General features: G+C 61.8%; 12 protein-coding genes. 9 read left to right on the top strand and 3 right to left on the bottom strand.

What is annotated here, in order from left to right:
- Positions 1–23: 23 nt before the first annotated feature.
- Positions 24–1,064 (bottom strand): amidohydrolase family protein, encoded by a 1,041-nt coding sequence (locus tag AC239G_RS11805; protein ID WP_487488940.1) that lies wholly within the window; start codon positions 1,062–1,064, stop codon positions 24–26.
- Between the two features lie 44 nt (positions 1,065–1,108).
- Here AC239G_RS11805 and AC239G_RS11800 point away from each other — a divergent pair, with 44 nt between their 5' ends.
- Together AC239G_RS11800 and AC239G_RS11795 are read left to right on the top strand one after the other, a co-directional pair.
- Positions 1,109–1,999 carry an IclR family transcriptional regulator gene (locus AC239G_RS11800; protein WP_487488939.1) on the top strand — a complete coding sequence of 297 codons (891 nt, stop codon included), beginning with the start codon at positions 1,109–1,111 and terminating at the stop codon, positions 1,997–1,999.
- 204 nt (positions 2,000–2,203) lie between these two features.
- Positions 2,204–3,106 (top strand): polysaccharide deacetylase family protein, encoded by a 903-nt coding sequence (locus tag AC239G_RS11795; RefSeq protein ID WP_487488938.1) that lies wholly within the window; start codon positions 2,204–2,206, stop codon positions 3,104–3,106.
- Between the two features lie 121 nt (positions 3,107–3,227).
- Here the strand turns inward: AC239G_RS11795 and AC239G_RS11790 are convergent, their stop codons facing one another.
- Positions 3,228–4,859 carry an acetolactate synthase large subunit gene (locus tag AC239G_RS11790; protein ID WP_487488937.1) on the bottom strand — a complete coding sequence of 544 codons (1,632 nt, stop codon included), beginning with the start codon at positions 4,857–4,859 and terminating at the stop codon, positions 3,228–3,230.
- Positions 4,860–5,099: 240 nt separating this feature from the next.
- Between AC239G_RS11790 and pheS the strand changes: the two genes are divergently transcribed.
- From pheS to AC239G_RS11755, 7 genes are all read left to right on the top strand, one after another.
- A complete protein-coding gene (gene pheS, locus AC239G_RS11785; protein ID WP_487488936.1) occupies positions 5,100–6,143 on the top strand; it encodes a phenylalanine--tRNA ligase subunit alpha in 1,044 nt (347 codons plus the stop codon).
- Position 6,144: 1 nt separating this feature from the next.
- The gene (pheT, locus tag AC239G_RS11780; RefSeq protein ID WP_487488935.1) at positions 6,145–8,730 is read left to right on the top strand and encodes a phenylalanine--tRNA ligase subunit beta; all 2,586 of its coding nucleotides are present in this window, start codon (positions 6,145–6,147) and stop codon (positions 8,728–8,730) included.
- A gap of 94 nt (positions 8,731–8,824) precedes the next feature.
- Positions 8,825–9,673 carry an SDR family NAD(P)-dependent oxidoreductase gene (locus tag AC239G_RS11775; protein WP_487488934.1) on the top strand — a complete coding sequence of 283 codons (849 nt, stop codon included), beginning with the start codon at positions 8,825–8,827 and terminating at the stop codon, positions 9,671–9,673.
- Between the two features lie 163 nt (positions 9,674–9,836).
- A complete protein-coding gene (locus tag AC239G_RS11770) occupies positions 9,837–10,490 on the top strand; it encodes a hypothetical protein (RefSeq protein ID WP_487488933.1) in 654 nt (217 codons plus the stop codon).
- Positions 10,491–10,760: 270 nt separating this feature from the next.
- Complete coding sequence (pabB, locus tag AC239G_RS11765; RefSeq protein ID WP_487488932.1) at positions 10,761–13,187, top strand: aminodeoxychorismate synthase component I; 2,427 nt, start codon at positions 10,761–10,763, stop codon at positions 13,185–13,187.
- Positions 13,184–14,038: an aminotransferase class IV gene (locus AC239G_RS11760; protein WP_487488931.1), complete on the top strand. Its 855-nt coding sequence runs from the start codon at positions 13,184–13,186 to the stop codon at positions 14,036–14,038. Before pabB ends, AC239G_RS11760 begins: the two co-directional genes overlap by 4 nt.
- A 351-nt stretch (positions 14,039–14,389) precedes the next feature.
- A complete protein-coding gene (locus AC239G_RS11755) occupies positions 14,390–14,890 on the top strand; it encodes a hypothetical protein (protein WP_487488930.1) in 501 nt (166 codons plus the stop codon).
- On the opposite strand, the gene AC239G_RS11750 is transcribed toward AC239G_RS11755, so the two are convergent.
- Complete coding sequence (locus tag AC239G_RS11750; protein WP_487488929.1) at positions 14,887–15,255, bottom strand: hypothetical protein; 369 nt, start codon at positions 15,253–15,255, stop codon at positions 14,887–14,889. The two genes, AC239G_RS11755 and AC239G_RS11750, sit on opposite strands and share 4 nt — an antisense overlap.
- Positions 15,256–15,492: the final 237 nt, after the last annotated feature.

Genomic DNA, 15,492 nt, shown 5'->3' with positions numbered 1-15,492 from the left:
GTCGGTCGGTGAATCATCAAGATTCAGGAGATTGAGTAGACGGAGGATGCTGTGCGGGCGAAGAGATTATCGATATCCTCCGCCGCCAGACCCTGGCAGAGTCTGAAATAGGAGTTCCACAGCACTGTGTACGAGGCGATTCCCTTGTCGACGGGGAAATTGCTCCCGAACATCAGCCGATCCGAGGTGAACTCGGTCAGCAGGACGTCGAAGAACGGAGCCTGGACCGTTGCCAGCTCCGCCGAAGACGGAGGTCGATCGCGGTGCTCGACCTCGAGCCCGAACGACCGCAGGCCGATGCCGGAGATTTTAATGTGGACATTCGGCAGGTCGGCAAGCCTGCGGACTCGATCCGACCACGGCGAGTTCGGTCGAGGCAAGCGTCCATTTTTACTCAGAGGCCCACCGAGGTGATCGATGACGATGCATGTTTTGTTGCATTCCTCTGCGAGTGAGACCACCTCATCGAGCTGACTTTCGTAGGCCCATACGTCGAGGACGAGGCCGCGTTCACCGAGCAGTTTGACACCGTCGCGAAACGCTGGGTCGGACAAGCGGCCCGGGGGAGGAGGGAAGGGTGAGGTGACGATTGAAGGGTCCGAGTGCCACGCCGTCTGGTTGCGGATGCCTCTTAGGCGGCCGTCGGAGGCGGTGAGCATCGCGTCGAGGACGGAGTTCAGCGTGTCGCCCTGGTCGAGGTCAGCCCCGGCGATGATCGCTGCTGCAACCTGACCGCGAGGTGAACGAGACGACTCAGCAGCGACTGCCGCCGCGAACTCCACCTCGCCCACGGACCTCATGCATTCTGGTCCGGTCGTCCTGTACCCCGTTCTGCTCTGCACATAGACACTCGCCCGAAGCTTCGGAACTGTGACTGCGTCCTGAGCGAAGTCATCGAGCAGATAGCGATCCCCAGGCCTGTTCCAGAGGTGGTGATGCGAATCGATGATATCGACGTCGGACGTCAGCGGCTCTTCAGCACCGAGGGCCAGCCAGGCCGGTCGAATCGGTACATGGACTCGGCGCGGACCGGCCGATCGCGCACGGGGGTGGGTGGTACTCATCTCAGCATCTCCATCGACGTCGAAACTCGACAAACTATCATTAGGTGACAACTTCTACCACTCAGTGGCAGATGAACGATAGAGTCCTCTGGAAGGCTTGTCAACGCCCAGGCAGCCCAGAAGAGTTCGGGCACGAACTGTGTCGAAGTTCGTCGGAAGAGAAGTGGGGTTTCGCGATGTCGCCGAGTTCTCCTCGAGACACCAGTAACATGCGGTCACTGGACAGAGCGATCACTGTGGTCGAGGCTTTGGAGGAAGCCGGTCGGCCATTGAAGCTGGTCGAGATCTCTCGTGTGACCGGACTGCACAATGCAACCGTCCAACGCATCCTCAACGCGCTCGAATCGCGAGGGCGGGTCGAGCGAGACGGAAGGGAATATCGATCCGGTGCCAGCGCGGTCTACGGTGCTCATGCGTATCTGACGACGAGCCCATTGGTCGAACGTGCAAAGCCTGTGCTCAGGGAACTGGCTCAGCGAACGTCGTTGACCGCGTCGCTCTTTGTGCGAGCGGGGTGGTCGCGTGTCGTCGTGGCCAGAGTTCCTGGGGCCAAACCGTTGGCATATGAACTTCCGATGGGGTCGCGGCTGTCCCTCCACCGGGGAGCGGGGAAGATCTTTGCCGCCGAATTCTCAACCGAGCAGTTGACTCAGTACATCGAGCAGGTCGCTCCTGCAGAAATGGGCGGGGAGTCCGACGCATGGGGCGCGCAGCTGAGGGCGCAGCTCAATGAGATACGTGCACAGGGTTATCACATCGCAAGAGGCGAACGTATCGTCGGAGCAATGTCGATCTCGGCGCCTGTGCGAGATCGTTCCGCGGCAGTGCGGGCGTCGATCACTGTCGGTGCCGAGTCACGGGACGTCGCAGAGGCTGCCGAACAAGAGCTGCTGGCGGAGGTGAAACACGCTGCCGAAGCCGTTCGGCTATCGTGAGCCCTCAGCTCAGCTTCCTCTTCGCCTCCGATCTCGACATTTCCGTGGAGTGAGAGTGGGCGACGCCTAGCGGAGGTGCAGGCTCTCTGACCGGGTGAGAGACCCATTGCGCAGATCACACTTCGGTGAAAGACTCACAGCATCGCGGCATTCGCCCGCAGCGAATCCGCGTTCTCACTTTCGACTCGACGGAGGATTCGCAAGATGGCCAAAGAGATTTTCGTATCGCTCGGCATCGACATCGATGCAGTGTCAGGTTGGCTCGGTTCCTACGGCGGGGAAGACTCTCCCTCGGACATTCAGCGGGGCATCTTCGCCGGCGAAATCGGAGTTCCCCGGCTCCTGAAGATGCTCAAGCGCCGCGATCTCAAGGCAAGCTGGTTCATCCCCGGTCATTCGCTCGAGACCTTCCCTGACCAATGCAAGATGGTGCACGACGACGGACATGAGATCGGCGCCCACGGCTATAGCCACGAGAACCCCGTCGCAATGACGAACCGTCAGGAAGACATCGTCATGGAGAAGTCCGTCGAGCTCATCACGAACCTCACCGGCAGCCAGCCGCGTGGCTACGTCGCCCCGTGGTGGGAGCTGAGCGCATACACTCCAGAGCTGCTCAAAAAGTTCGGTTTCGAATACGACCACAGCCAGAGCCACAAGGATTTCGTGCCGTACTACTCCATCGCCGGCGACGAATGGACGCCGATCGACTATTCGCAGTCGCCGGAAACGTGGATGAAGCCGCTCAAACACGGCAAGGAGATCGACCTCGTCGAGATCGCCGCGAACTGGTACGTCGACGACTTGCCGCCGATGCTGTTCGTGAAGAGCAGCCCGAACAGTCACGGCTTCGTCAATCCCCGCGATATCGAGACCTTGTGGCGAGACCAGTTTGATTGGGTCTACCGCGAACTCGACTATGGGATCTTCCCGATCACGATCCACCCGGACGTGTCCGGCCGTCCGCAGGTGCTGCTCATGCTCGAACGTCTGCTGGACTACGTCGGCGGGCACGACGGGGTGAAGATCGTGACCATGGGCGAGATCGCCGATGACTTCCGCGCTCGGTACCCGTTTGAGTCGCCTGAACGTCCGCTGGCGTACTGAGCCTCGTTACGAGACCGTCCAGACTCACGACGAGAGCCCCATCCGCGACGATCTCGGCTGGGGCTCTCGATGATTCAGCGATCTCCGGTCGGCAAGCCCCGATCGGTTCACCGGCGGTACATCACCGCTTCCCCAACTCGTCGATGAGCACACGCTTGTTCTCCGAGTAGTCAATCGGCACGACGACAACGTGCACACCGCCGGCCTCGAACGCATTCTCCAGCGCGTCGCTGATGCTGTCGACATCCTCGACGCGGGTGCCGGTGGCCCCATACGACTCCGCGTACTTCACGAAATCAGGGTTGCCGTAAGTCAGACCGTAGTCGGGGAACCCGTCCGCAGCCTGCTTCCACCGGATCATGCCGTAGGCGTTGTCCTCGAGGATGACGACAACAAGATCGAGACCCAAACGCATAGCGGTCTCCAGCTCCTGGCTGTTCATCATGAACCCGCCGTCGCCGACTACGGCCATGACACGACGCTCCGGGTAGGTCAGCTTCGCCCCGATCGCCGACGGCAGCCCGGCGCCCATCGTCGCCAGCGCATTGTCGAGCAGCAGAGTGTTCGCCCGGGTCGTGCGGTAGTTGCGGGCGAACCAGATCTTGTACATGCCGTTGTCGAGGGCCACGATCCCATCGGTCGGCACGACATCACGGACCTCCTGGACGATCCGCTGGGGGATGAACCGATCCTCATCGGCTCCCTCGTGGATCTTGATGAGGATCTCATCACGCATCGGCAGGAGCGCCTCGGCGGTGGGCACGGGACTACCGAGCACCTCGGCGAGCTTGTCCAAGGACGGACCCAGGTCACCGATGACCTCGAACTGCGGGAAATACACCTGCTCAACGATGGCGGGACGGTATCCGATGTGCACGACGGTCGGTCCGTTCTCATCCATCGTGAACGGCGGCTTCTCCGTCGTATCGTGACCGATGGTGACGATGACATCGGCGGCATCGATCGCGTCGTGGACGTAGTCACCGGACGTCAGCGCCGCCGTGCCCATGTACAGATCCGACGCTCCCGTCACCGACCCCTTGCCCATCTGCGTGGTGACGTAGGGGATGCGCATCTGGGCGACAAAACGCGACAGCTCCTCACTGCTGGAAGCCCGAGAGGCATCCGCACCGAGCATGAGCAGCGGGTTCTTCGCCTCTTTGATGACGTTCGCGGCGTTCGCGATCGCCGTATCCCCGGCGACGGGCCGACCGTTCGTATGCGGTTCGATGAGCTCGAATCCGTCGACCGGCATTCCGGCGATGTCCTCGGGAAGTTCGAGGTGCACCGGTCCCGGACGCTCGGCCTGAGCGGCACGGAACGCCTCTCGGACCATTGTCGGGATCATCGCCGCCGAGGTGATCTGCTTGCTCACCTTCGTCAGCGGGTCCATCGTCGCCACCGTATTGACCATCTGGAACGCAGCCTGTTCGGCCGTGCGGATGCCCTTCTGACCGGTGATCATGATGACCGGCATCCCGCCGAGGTGGGCGTACGCAGCCCCGGTCGCCAGGTTGAGTGCGCCCGGCCCCAGAGTTGTGAGCACCACACCGGGCCTGCCCGTCAGCCGGCCGTAGGTGGCGGCCATGAAAGCGGCCGCCTGCTCATGCCGGGTGAGGATGAGTTCGATCGATGAGTTCCGCAGGGAGTCGACGAAGTCGAGGTTCTCCTCGCCGGGAATGCCGAAGATCCGCTCGACGCCCTCGTTCTCCAGGGCCCTGACCATGACATCTGATGCACGTTGTGTCGTCATGTATCCGACCCTACGCTTTTCTCCGCTCAGTCCCTATGACCGGTCCCACACCTCCATCACCGAGGTGGACCACCCACCCAGCTGACGTACAGAACCGCGGGGCCGCCTCGGCGAAAGGATCACCTAGGCCCACCCACCCAGCGGACCCGACCAGGGCCCTGCCGGGGGAGACGATAGACTGGCAGGCGAAGAGAAACGACGTCCCCTCAGCTGCGGGCAAGTACGGACAAAAGGACATTGATGACAGACCAACTCGACCCCTTGGACGAGTCGGCCGTGAAGCAAGCCGTCGACGCGGCACTCAAGGCTTTCACGGATGCGACGACTCTCGACGAGCTCAAACAGGCGAAGATCGACCACACCGGGGACAAAGCCCCGCTGGCGCTCGCCAACCGGGCCATCGGCTCACTCGACAAGGCCGATAAGGCCGCCGCCGGCAAGATCGTCGGCAAGTCCAGGGGAAAGGTCAAGCAGGCCCACGACGCACGCCTGGCCGAGCTTGAAGCCGAACGCGATGCGGCCGTGCTCATCGAAGAGGCCATCGACGTCACCCTGCCCACCGATCGTCGCCGCCTCGGCGCTCGCCACCCGCTGAGCCTCATCCAGGAACAGGCCGCGGACTACTTCGTCGGCCTCGGCTGGGAAGTCGCCGAAGGCCCCGAGATCGAATCCGAATGGCTGAACTTCGACGCGCTCAACTTCGGACCCGACCATCCGGCCCGCCAGATGCAGGACACGTTCTTCGTCGACCCACCTGAGGCCGGTCTAGTCCTGCGCACCCACACCTCACCGGTTCAGTCACGCTCCCTGCTCGAGCGCGGCGTGCCGCTCTACGTCGTGTGCCCGGGCAAGACCTTCCGCACCGATGAGCTCGACGCCACCCACACCCCGGTCTTCCACCAGATCGAAGGCATCGCCATCGACAAGGGCCTGACCATGGCCAACCTGCAGGGCACCCTCGACGGCTTCGCCCGCGAGATGTTCGGCCCCGAGTCGAAGACCCGCCTGCGCCCGAGCTTCTTCCCGTTCACCGAACCCAGCGCGGAGATGGACTTCTGGTTCCCCAACAAGGTCGGCGGACCCGGCTGGATCGAATGGGGCGGCTGCGGAATGGTCCACCCCAACGTGCTGCGCGCCGCCGGCATCGACCCCGACGTCTACCAGGGCTTCGCCTTCGGCATGGGCATCGAACGCACCCTGATGCTGCGCGAAGGAATCAACGATATGCATGACATGGTCGAAGGCGATGTGCGCTTCTCGGCCCGTTTCGGAATGAAGGCTTGATATGCGCGTCCCACTGAACTGGCTGGCCGACTATGTCGATCTCCCAGCCGAGACCGATCCCCATGCCCTCGCCGCCGAGTTCGCCTCCATCGGACTCGAGGAAGAGGACTTCTTCGGACCCGAGATCACCGGGCCCCTCGTCGTCGGTCGCGTGCTCGAACTCGTCAAGGAAGAGCACTCGAACGGCAAGACCGTCAACTGGTGCCGCGTCGACGTCGGCCCCGAACACAACGAGGATCTCGACGATCCGAAGGACCCGCAGCCCGGCCCCGAGGTGCCCAGCCGCGGCATCATCTGCGGTGCCCACAACTTCGTGCCCGGCGACCTCATCGTCGCCTGCCTGCCCGGAGCCGTCCTGCCCGGTGACTTCACCATCGCCGCCCGGAAGACCTACGGTCACAAGTCCGATGGCATGATCTGCTCGGCCAAGGAGCTCGGGCTCGGCGAGGATCACTCCGGCATCATCGTGCTCAGTGACCTCGGCCTGACCGGTGAGCCCGGCGATGACGCGATCGCGCTGCTCGGCCTCGACCAGGTCACCCTCGACGTCAACGTCACCCCCGACCGCGGGTACCAGCTGTCGATGCGCGGTATCGGACGCGAATATGCGCAGATGAAGGGCCAGACCTTCACCGACATCGGATCCGCCGACGTGGCTCCCACCAATGCGGCCACCGACGATGGCTTCCCGGTGTCGGTTGAGGACAACAACCCCATCAACGAGGTGGCCGGCTGTGACCAGTTCACCGCCCTTCAGGTCACCGGCCTTGATCCTCAGGCAAAGACTCCGTTCTGGATGCAGCGTCGCCTGCAGCAGGCGGGAATGCGCCCGATCAGCTTGACCGTGGATGTCACGAACTACGTCATGCTCGAACTCGGACAGCCGCTGCACGCCTACGACACTTCGCTGCTCGGCGACGAGATCGTCGTCCGCCGTGCGAGTGCGGGGGAGAAGTTCACGACTCTCGACGATGTCGAGCGCAAGCTCGATCCCGAGGATCTGCTCATCACCGACCGCGGGGACGGCACCAGCGGCAAGGGCGGGAAGGTCATCGGCCTGGCTGGCGTCATGGGCGGAGCCGATGTCGAGGTTCATGCTGGGACCACCGACGTCGTCATCGAGGCTGCTCACTTCGACCCGATCTCGATTGCTCGCACCTCGCGTCGCCACAAGCTGTCCTCGGAGGCTTCGCGTCGCTTCGAACGCGGCGTCGACCCGAGGCTCGGGCCTGTGGCTGCCCGTCGCTGCGCGGACCTGCTCGTCGAACTCGGTGGCGGAACCCTCAGCCCTGCGACTACGCAGGTCGGTCAGGCCCCCGAGCCGACGGTGCTCGACCTCAAGGTTGCCCGTGTCGCTTCCTTGGTCGGTGTCGATTACACCGTCGCCGAGGTGACCTCACTGCTCGAGGGCATCGGCGCAACCGTGTCGACTAAGGACGATGAGACCGTGTCCGTGACCGTGCCCAGCTGGCGCACGGACATCACCGACGACGTCGACCTCATCGAGGAAGTCGCCCGCACCGGCGGCTATGACCGGATTCCGTCCGTTCAGCCCGCCGCTCGGGCAGGCAACGGACTGACTGTCGCGCAGAAGACGCGTCGCCGTGTCTCGAACCTGTTGGCTGCTGATGGGTTCACCGAGGTGCTGTCGTACCCGTTCACAAACGACAAGCGGGACGATCAGCTGAGGCTCGAGGCCGATGATGTGCGCCGCAAGCACGTGCGCCTGGCCAACCCGATGTCCGAAGACCTACCGCTCATGCGCACCAACCTGCTCTCGACGCTGGTCGACCTCGTGGTGCGCAACCTCGGCCGCGGGGCGAAGGATGTCGCGCTGTTCGAGGCGGGACTGGTGTCCACCTCGGCGGGTCTGCCTGAAGGCCCCGGACCGCGTCACCTGCCCGGATACCACCCGAGCGATGCCGAGCTCGAAAAGATCTACGCATCGGTGCCGCACCAGCCCTACCACTACGCGGGCATCATCTCCGGAAACGCCGAAATGCCCGGTGTCTGGGGCAAGGGCCGCAAGGCCGAGGCCACCGACGTCATCGACACCGTGCGCCGGATCGCTGCGGTCAATGGCCTCGAAGTCACCGTCGAGGCCGACCAGAACGCCCCGTGGCATCCGGGCCGTGCGGCGAAGTTCATCCTCGCCGACGGTCAGGTGCTCGGCCATGCAGGTGAGCTGCACCCGAAGGTGTGCGAGAACCTCGGCCTGCCGGCGCGGACCGTCGCCTTCGAGATCGACCTCGACGCACTGCTGGCCCAAGACGACCTGCGAGCCTGGGACGGCGCTCTGTCGACCTACCCAGTCTCCCGCCAGGACGTCGCGCTCATCGTCGATGCCGAGCTGCCGACGCAGACTCTGGCCGCGACGCTGCGTGAAGGTGCCGGGGAGGAGCTCGAACTGCTCGAGACCTTCGACCTCTACACCGGAGACCAGCTGCCCGAGGGCAAGAAGTCGCTGGCGTTCCGCCTGACCTTCCGCGCCCCGGATCGCACGCTCAAGGCCGATGAGGCCTCGGCGATGCGTGAAGCGGCGACGAAGTTGGCCGCCGAGCGTCACGGCGCCGAAGTCCGCAGCTGAGAACAGTGCGTATCAGAGCCCGGTCGACCGTTAGAGTGGTTCGACCGGGCCTTGCCCTATCCGAATCGATGACTATCCACGAGGAGCACAGAGCATGACCGAGAATCTCACCCCCACAGCCACTGCAGTTCCGTCGGAGACGATCGCGCTCATCACCGGCGGAGCCCGCGGAATCGGGCGTCATCTGTCGGAGGCGTTCGCGAAGGCCGGGTATGACGTGATCGTCACGGCCACCTCGGCGGAGAATGCAGAAGCCGCGGCTGAAGAGATCGCTGAATCGACCGGGGGAACGGTGACCGGTGTCGGTCTGCGCACTGATGACATCACTGTGGTGAACCAGCTGCGTGACTCAGTGGCAGAGCTCGAGAAGTCGACGGGGAAGCGTCTGCAGGTGCTCATCAACAATGCGGGGCGCATCGAGTCGACCGAGGGGCCACTGTGGGATGCCGATCCGGAGAGCCTCAAGGGCGTCGTCGACGCGAACGTCATCGGGGTTGCGCTCATGATTAATGTCTTTGCACCCGTTCTGATGGCGGGCGCCGAGGCGACCGGACGTCCCAGCCGGATCATTGACCTCAACTCCGGGTCGGGAGCGAAGGGAACTCCGGCATATGCCGTGTACTCGGCGTCGAAGGCAGCACTGTTCCGCATCGCAGATTCAGTTGTCCACTACGGACACGACAAGGGACTGCGCATCTTTGAGATGGCACCCGGTGTCGTCGAGACCGCGATGACGAAGTCGATGCCCGTCCACGATTTCCGCCAGGGCGGTGACTGGACTTCACCCGAACAGGTCACTGATCTGGCACTGGCGTTGGCTTCGGGAACACTGGATTCATTCACGGGGCGGTACGTCCGTGCAGGCGCGGATACGGAGGAGTCGTTGCTCGCCGAAGCGGCAGGTGGGATGTCAGACGGGATCCGACGAATAGTTCTTGGCTGAGACTAACATTGCTGGCTGTGTGATGTCCAAATTGCGCTATTCGAAGTAAGTCTTGAAACACTTGTGCAGGTCAGAATTTCAGATTGATGTTCTCGATTGGTAACAAGGCAGGTGTCTTTGGCGGTCTATGGACGAATTCGTTAGCAACGGGGATGATTGCTGTATGAGCGCGAAACGAAATGCAGCGTTTAGAGTGCCGATTCATGTAGTGCTTGCCGGTACTGATCGCTTGTCGACGTTGGTGCCATCAATTGTTCACTCGTTTGCCAGGGGAATGTCCGCGCCCGGAGCGAATCGAGTCATGTACCGACCGACAGACACAGAGGACTCATGCAACTATGTCCATCAGGTCGCTGATGCCGAGGGATTGGCTTCTTTACTCCAGAGGCTGACTGGCATTGTAATCATCACGGGACACGGCCGTCTTGATCGAGAAGATTGGGAACTCTGCATAGGAGACAGCTCAATCGATGTTGAGTCTTTGACGCAATCAGTTCCAGATGGCACTGTCAAAGCCGACCTCTTGATTGTCGATGCCTGTTTCGCTGAAAGATCAAGAAGGTGCTGGCGGAGAGTTCTCCACAATGACGGTGTCTTGCTGACTGCAATCGGTATTATTGAACTTAAATCAGCGGCGCAAGTCTACGTGGGACTTTTATCAGCAATTGCCAACCGTCCGGGCACCGCCCGGCCAACGCGAGAGTGCTGGGAATCCGCATTTTATGCGGTGGAGGAGTCGTTGAAAATCTATTCAGATATGGGTGGTGCAAAATTGCGTACGCGGGAACCGTCGTACTCTGCTTTCATGCTCAATTAGAAGGCTAGAGTCTTCATTTGAAACCGAGTCGTTTTTCGCTTGTCCATCCCGTAGAAGCTCTCAACCCCAACCTTCGCCCGTTTAATAGCCGGATCGGTTAGCGGCGGTTAGCCCTGCCGCCGTTATCGCTATCGACGCGTCTTTCCCTTATAACATGGCTCTGGTTGTGTAGGTCCAATACGATTGGTGATGTTCTGCTGAGATGCCGATTGCATACGCGGTTTTCGTAAGGCAGCCAGATAGTCGATCGTCGTGAGCGAGGAGGCAGGCGTGATCCGGACTCTGCTTATCGACAATGCTGATTCGTTCACGCTTAACCTCTTCCACCTCCTCGCCGAGGTGAACGGGTGCGCGCCGACGCTCGTGCCCAACGACTGGGAAGAATTCGAGCTGAGCGTGCTCGACGAGTTCGACAATGTCGTCATCTCCCCGGGACCGGGAACTCCGGAGCGGCCGGCCGACTTCGGCATCTGCGCCGAGGTGATCGAACATTCCCCGATCCCGGTGCTCGGCGTGTGCCTCGGCCATCAGGGGATTGCTCATGTGCACGGAGGAACCGTGGTGCACGCTGCCGAGCCTCGACACGGTCGGGTCTCTGCGATCCGGCATACCGAGACCGAGTTGTTCGCCGGGATCCCCTCGCCGTTTTCGGCGGTGCGGTACCACTCCCTCGCAGTGACCGACTTGCCCGATTGTTTGGAGGCAACAGCGTGGTCCGAAGACGGAGTCATCCAAGCGCTCCGGCATCGGTCCAGGCCACATTGGGGAGTCCAGTTCCATCCGGAATCGATCGCGTCCGATGAGGCTCGGACCCTGCTGCGGAAATTCGCTGAGCTTACTGTGGCATGGAACCGGGGGACTGAGCATCAGGATGACGGTTCGGTCAATGAGGCGTGGGATGGCGAGGAGATTGTCTCGAAATCTGACCTCCTTGCAGGGACGTGCGCAGCGCTCAATCGGTCCGAAGCGACTCCCCACCCTGCTGACGATCGGCACCACTACATTCTCGACACCGATGTTCTCTCTCAGACATTCACCGACGTACGTCTCTTCGCCGAGCTCTTCGGTGACGAATCTGAGGCCGTTTGGCTCGACGGAAATTTACCTGGCAATGACTCGTCCCGGTTCTCGATCATGGGTGCGCCGTCCGGTCCGCTGAGCAGAGTAGCGACTGGCTCTGTGCCGGAGGGGGTAGTCGAAGTGCGTTCGGCCGGTGACGAGTCAGAGAATGTGACAGAGTCGTCCGGATTCTTTGACTGGCTCGAAGCCGAACTCGCAAGCGCAACCGTTGCGGTGACCGGCGAAAGAACAGAAGCGCAAGGCATCAAATCCACTTTTCCCGGCTTGAGCGCCTTAAGCCACGATCTGCCATTCGAGTTCCGCCTTGGGTGGGTCGGTTATCTCGGCTACGAGCTCAAGGCCGAGGTCGGCTCGCCGAACCAGCACGAATCCGACCTGCCTGACGCCGTCATGATGTTCCTCGATCGCGCACTGGTCATCGACCACGTCACCAAGAGCATTCACCTTCTGGCACTGCGTCATGACGACGACCCAACTGGCCACGCAGCCAACCAGGACTGGTTTGACCACACACGCGCACGGATCGCATCGGTCGCCGCCGAGGAAATCAGTGGTACTGACCAACGGCGGGCCACCTCGTCGAAGGCAGACACCTCAACCCCAGCGGAACGTCGCAATCCAATCCTCGTGGCACGGCACAGTCGGCGCGAGTACCTCGACCTCATCTATCAAGTGCAAGAGAAGATCACCGATGGCGAGACCTACGAAGTCTGCCTGACGAACATGCTCGAAGGCACCGCCGACCCGCACGAGTCACCACTGGAGATGTACCTGCGGCTGCGCGCGGACAACCCGACGCCGTTCGGGGCGTTCATCCGCACACGTGAGGCGGCGATTCTCAGTACCTCACCTGAAAGATTTCTGCGGATCGGTGCCGACGGTCGGGTGGAATCGAAGCCGATCAAGGGTACTCGGCCCAGGGGAACAACCTCGGAGGAGGACGAAACGATCAAGGCTGAGCTGGCCGCCTCGGTGAAGGATCGGTCGGAGAATCTCATGATCGTCGATCTCGTCCGGCACGACCTCGGGCGCACGGCCGAGCTGGGATCGGTGCAGGCGGACACGTTGTTCGGGATCGAGTCGTATGCGACGGTGCATCAGATGGTCTCGACGGTCAGTTCACGCTTGGCCGAGGATGCTAGCTCGGTGGCGTGTGTGCGGGCGGCGTTCCCACCAGGGTCGATGACTGGGGCGCCGAAGCTGCGGACGATGACGACCATCGAAGAGCTCGAGGCCGGCCCGCGCGGGGTGTACAGCGGAGCAGTCGGGTATTTCTCGCTCGGCGGTGCCGTCGATCTCAGCGTCGTTATCCGCACGCTCGTCGTTCAGGGTGAGACTCTGAGTTACGGGGTCGGCGGAGCGATCGTTGCGCTCTCGGATTCCGAAGACGAGTACGAGGAGACAGTGGTGAAGGCGGCTCCGGTGCTGAGGTTGCTCGGTGGAGTGGAGTTCCCCGGCGAGGTTGTCGTTCCTGCGAACGACCCGTCCGAACTGAGGACACATATCCATTCGACTGAGCAGATAGGCGATGTTGGGTTGAACACCATGATTCCTGCCGAGGAGGTCGGACCGACCGAAACCGCTGTGGCCGAATATTCGGGTGGAGTTGAGCGATGAACCTGTGGCTGTGGGATCAACAGGATCAGCGTTTCGAGAAGCCAACGGCTGATATCAGTTCCACGACGCTGGTGGCCGCCGATTCGTGGCTTGTTGACCACGGGCGGGTGCGAGCGTTCGACCGTCATCGGGCGCGGTTCGGTGATGCGGCTTCTCAGGTGGGGATGGGCAGTGCGATCACCGATGATTTCTGGGCGGCAGTGGTCGAGCAGATCCCGGCGAAGGGGGAGTGGTTCCCGCGCGTAGATGTCCTCGACGTTTCTCCCGACGCCGAACGTGAGTTGGCATTCCGGTTGCGACCAGCACCGACTCGGACGCAGGAGTTGAAAGTTCTCATCCCGCCATATTCCGACCCGCGAATCACTCCGAATCGGAAAGGCCCGGACATCGCATTGCTTGAGCGTGTGCGGGAGGACGCCGGTGAGCAGTACAGCTGTGATGAGGTATTGCTCATCAATGGGGACGGGTACGTCATCGAGGGAGCGACGACGAGCCTGCTGTGGTGGGACGAAGAGACCCTTTGCGCACCGGATCCGGAGTTGGGCGCGCTGTCGGGAGTGACGTCGGCGGTGATCCTTGAGGAAGCTCGCGCTCGGTCGGTACCGGTCGAGTTTCGGCGGTTGCGTCCCGAAGAACTCGTCGGTCACGAGGCGTGGTTGGTCAACGCGCTGCATGGCATTCGGCTGGTGCGGGAATTCGTCGAAGAGCGTGACATTCACGACAATTCTCCTTGCTGCCGCGAGACCCATCCGCCCCTGGCGGGGCATGGGGAACTGCCTTATGGAGGCGCGGTTCGCTTCGGTGATTGGCGTGCATGGTTGGAGAGCGGTAAGGTCCCTCCTGGCGTATAGGAAATACAAGGTTGCCTGTTATCAGGGGCGGCACGCCTGTTTGCTTTGCATAGGAGACCTGTGACCGAAAGTTCGAGGGTTGTCGCAACCACCAGCTATTCCGGAAGCGCGTTCGAGCACGAGTATCTGGTCACGGCGAAACATACTCCTTGGAAGACGACGGTCACGAAAGTTGTCATCGACGGAGTCGCGTATCCGATCGGTCGACGGCGGGCTCAGGCAGATGACGGGGAAGAACGTGACGTCGAGGTCCGGGCGACTGGATGGCTGAAAGCACGGCTCAAAGTTCATCGGCGGACCGAGATCGGATCGATGCCTCCGCGAGAAGAAATTCACGTGACGAGTGCGGCGATGGGCGGTGCCGGTGAGGTCGAGGTCCGGAAAGATCTCGATGTTGTGCCATTGCTGCCCGAGGCCGGCAGTCGTTCAGAGGCGCGTGAGCGTAGACGTGCGGCGCATCCGGAGAGATACGCACTGTTCTCGGGGCTGACGATGCTGGTTCGCTTGTTGCTTCCGCTGCTCGGCCTGGGCTCCTTGTTCGCTTGGCTGTTCGACCCGATCGCGCGGTGGATGACAGACCACGTACTGCCGTTGTTCGAGCCGTTGGCTCAATGGCTGCAAACAGTCCTCGCCCCGGTGGGCAGGTTCTTCGAGTGGCTGTTCAATCTGCTGTTCGGGTGGATCCCGGACATCTCCCTGGGAATCCCAGACTGGGTGACCACTACCTTGCGGATCGGGATGCTTGTCCTGCTGGCCTATTTCGCCAGCCGCAGCAACCTCAAGCGACGTCAGAAGAAGCTCGAGGAATCACAATCATCTAGTGAGCACAGCTCAGAACTCTCACGAGACTAGATCAGGCGCTCGATTGCTCTGACGGTCACGACTCCCACGAGCAGACAGGCTCTCAGCGACTGTATCCCGGTCCAGCACCACTTCAAGTTGCTGAATCTCCCCAGCAGGGTGGTAGCAATCGCGCCCACGCAGAACCAAACGATGGTGACCGGAACGGCGAAGAGCATTGCCATGAACTCGACGTTGTCCTGCGGTGTGAGAACACAGCCGAAACCTAACCCCGCGCACTGGTCGGGCGGAAGTGGATCAGGGGCCATCAGCCAGTTGTTGAAGACTCCGGCTGCGCACGCGACCCACGCGCCGACGACGAGCATAAATGCACGCCGTGTGTCTTTGTAAATCTTTGGGCGTGAACGGGCCGTCATCCGTCGACTGTAGCCGAACAGTTCGGGTCTTATCGTGCACTAGTGCCGATGTTTACAGAGAGTTCGCGAGCTCACACGGTCACGAGTGCAGACACCTACTCGACGATCGCAGTAACGTGTTCGTCAACAGAGCCGGTGTCAGGCAGGGGAGCGGTCTCCGTACTGCAGACTCGGGAAGGGCCGTCGAATTAGATGAGGAGAGGCAATTTGGGTGATTTAACATCCCAAAGTTGGCAG

The organism is Brevibacterium sp. Lmc1, assembly GCF_057654315.1.
This window is presented reverse-complemented; position numbering and strand designations above follow the sequence as displayed.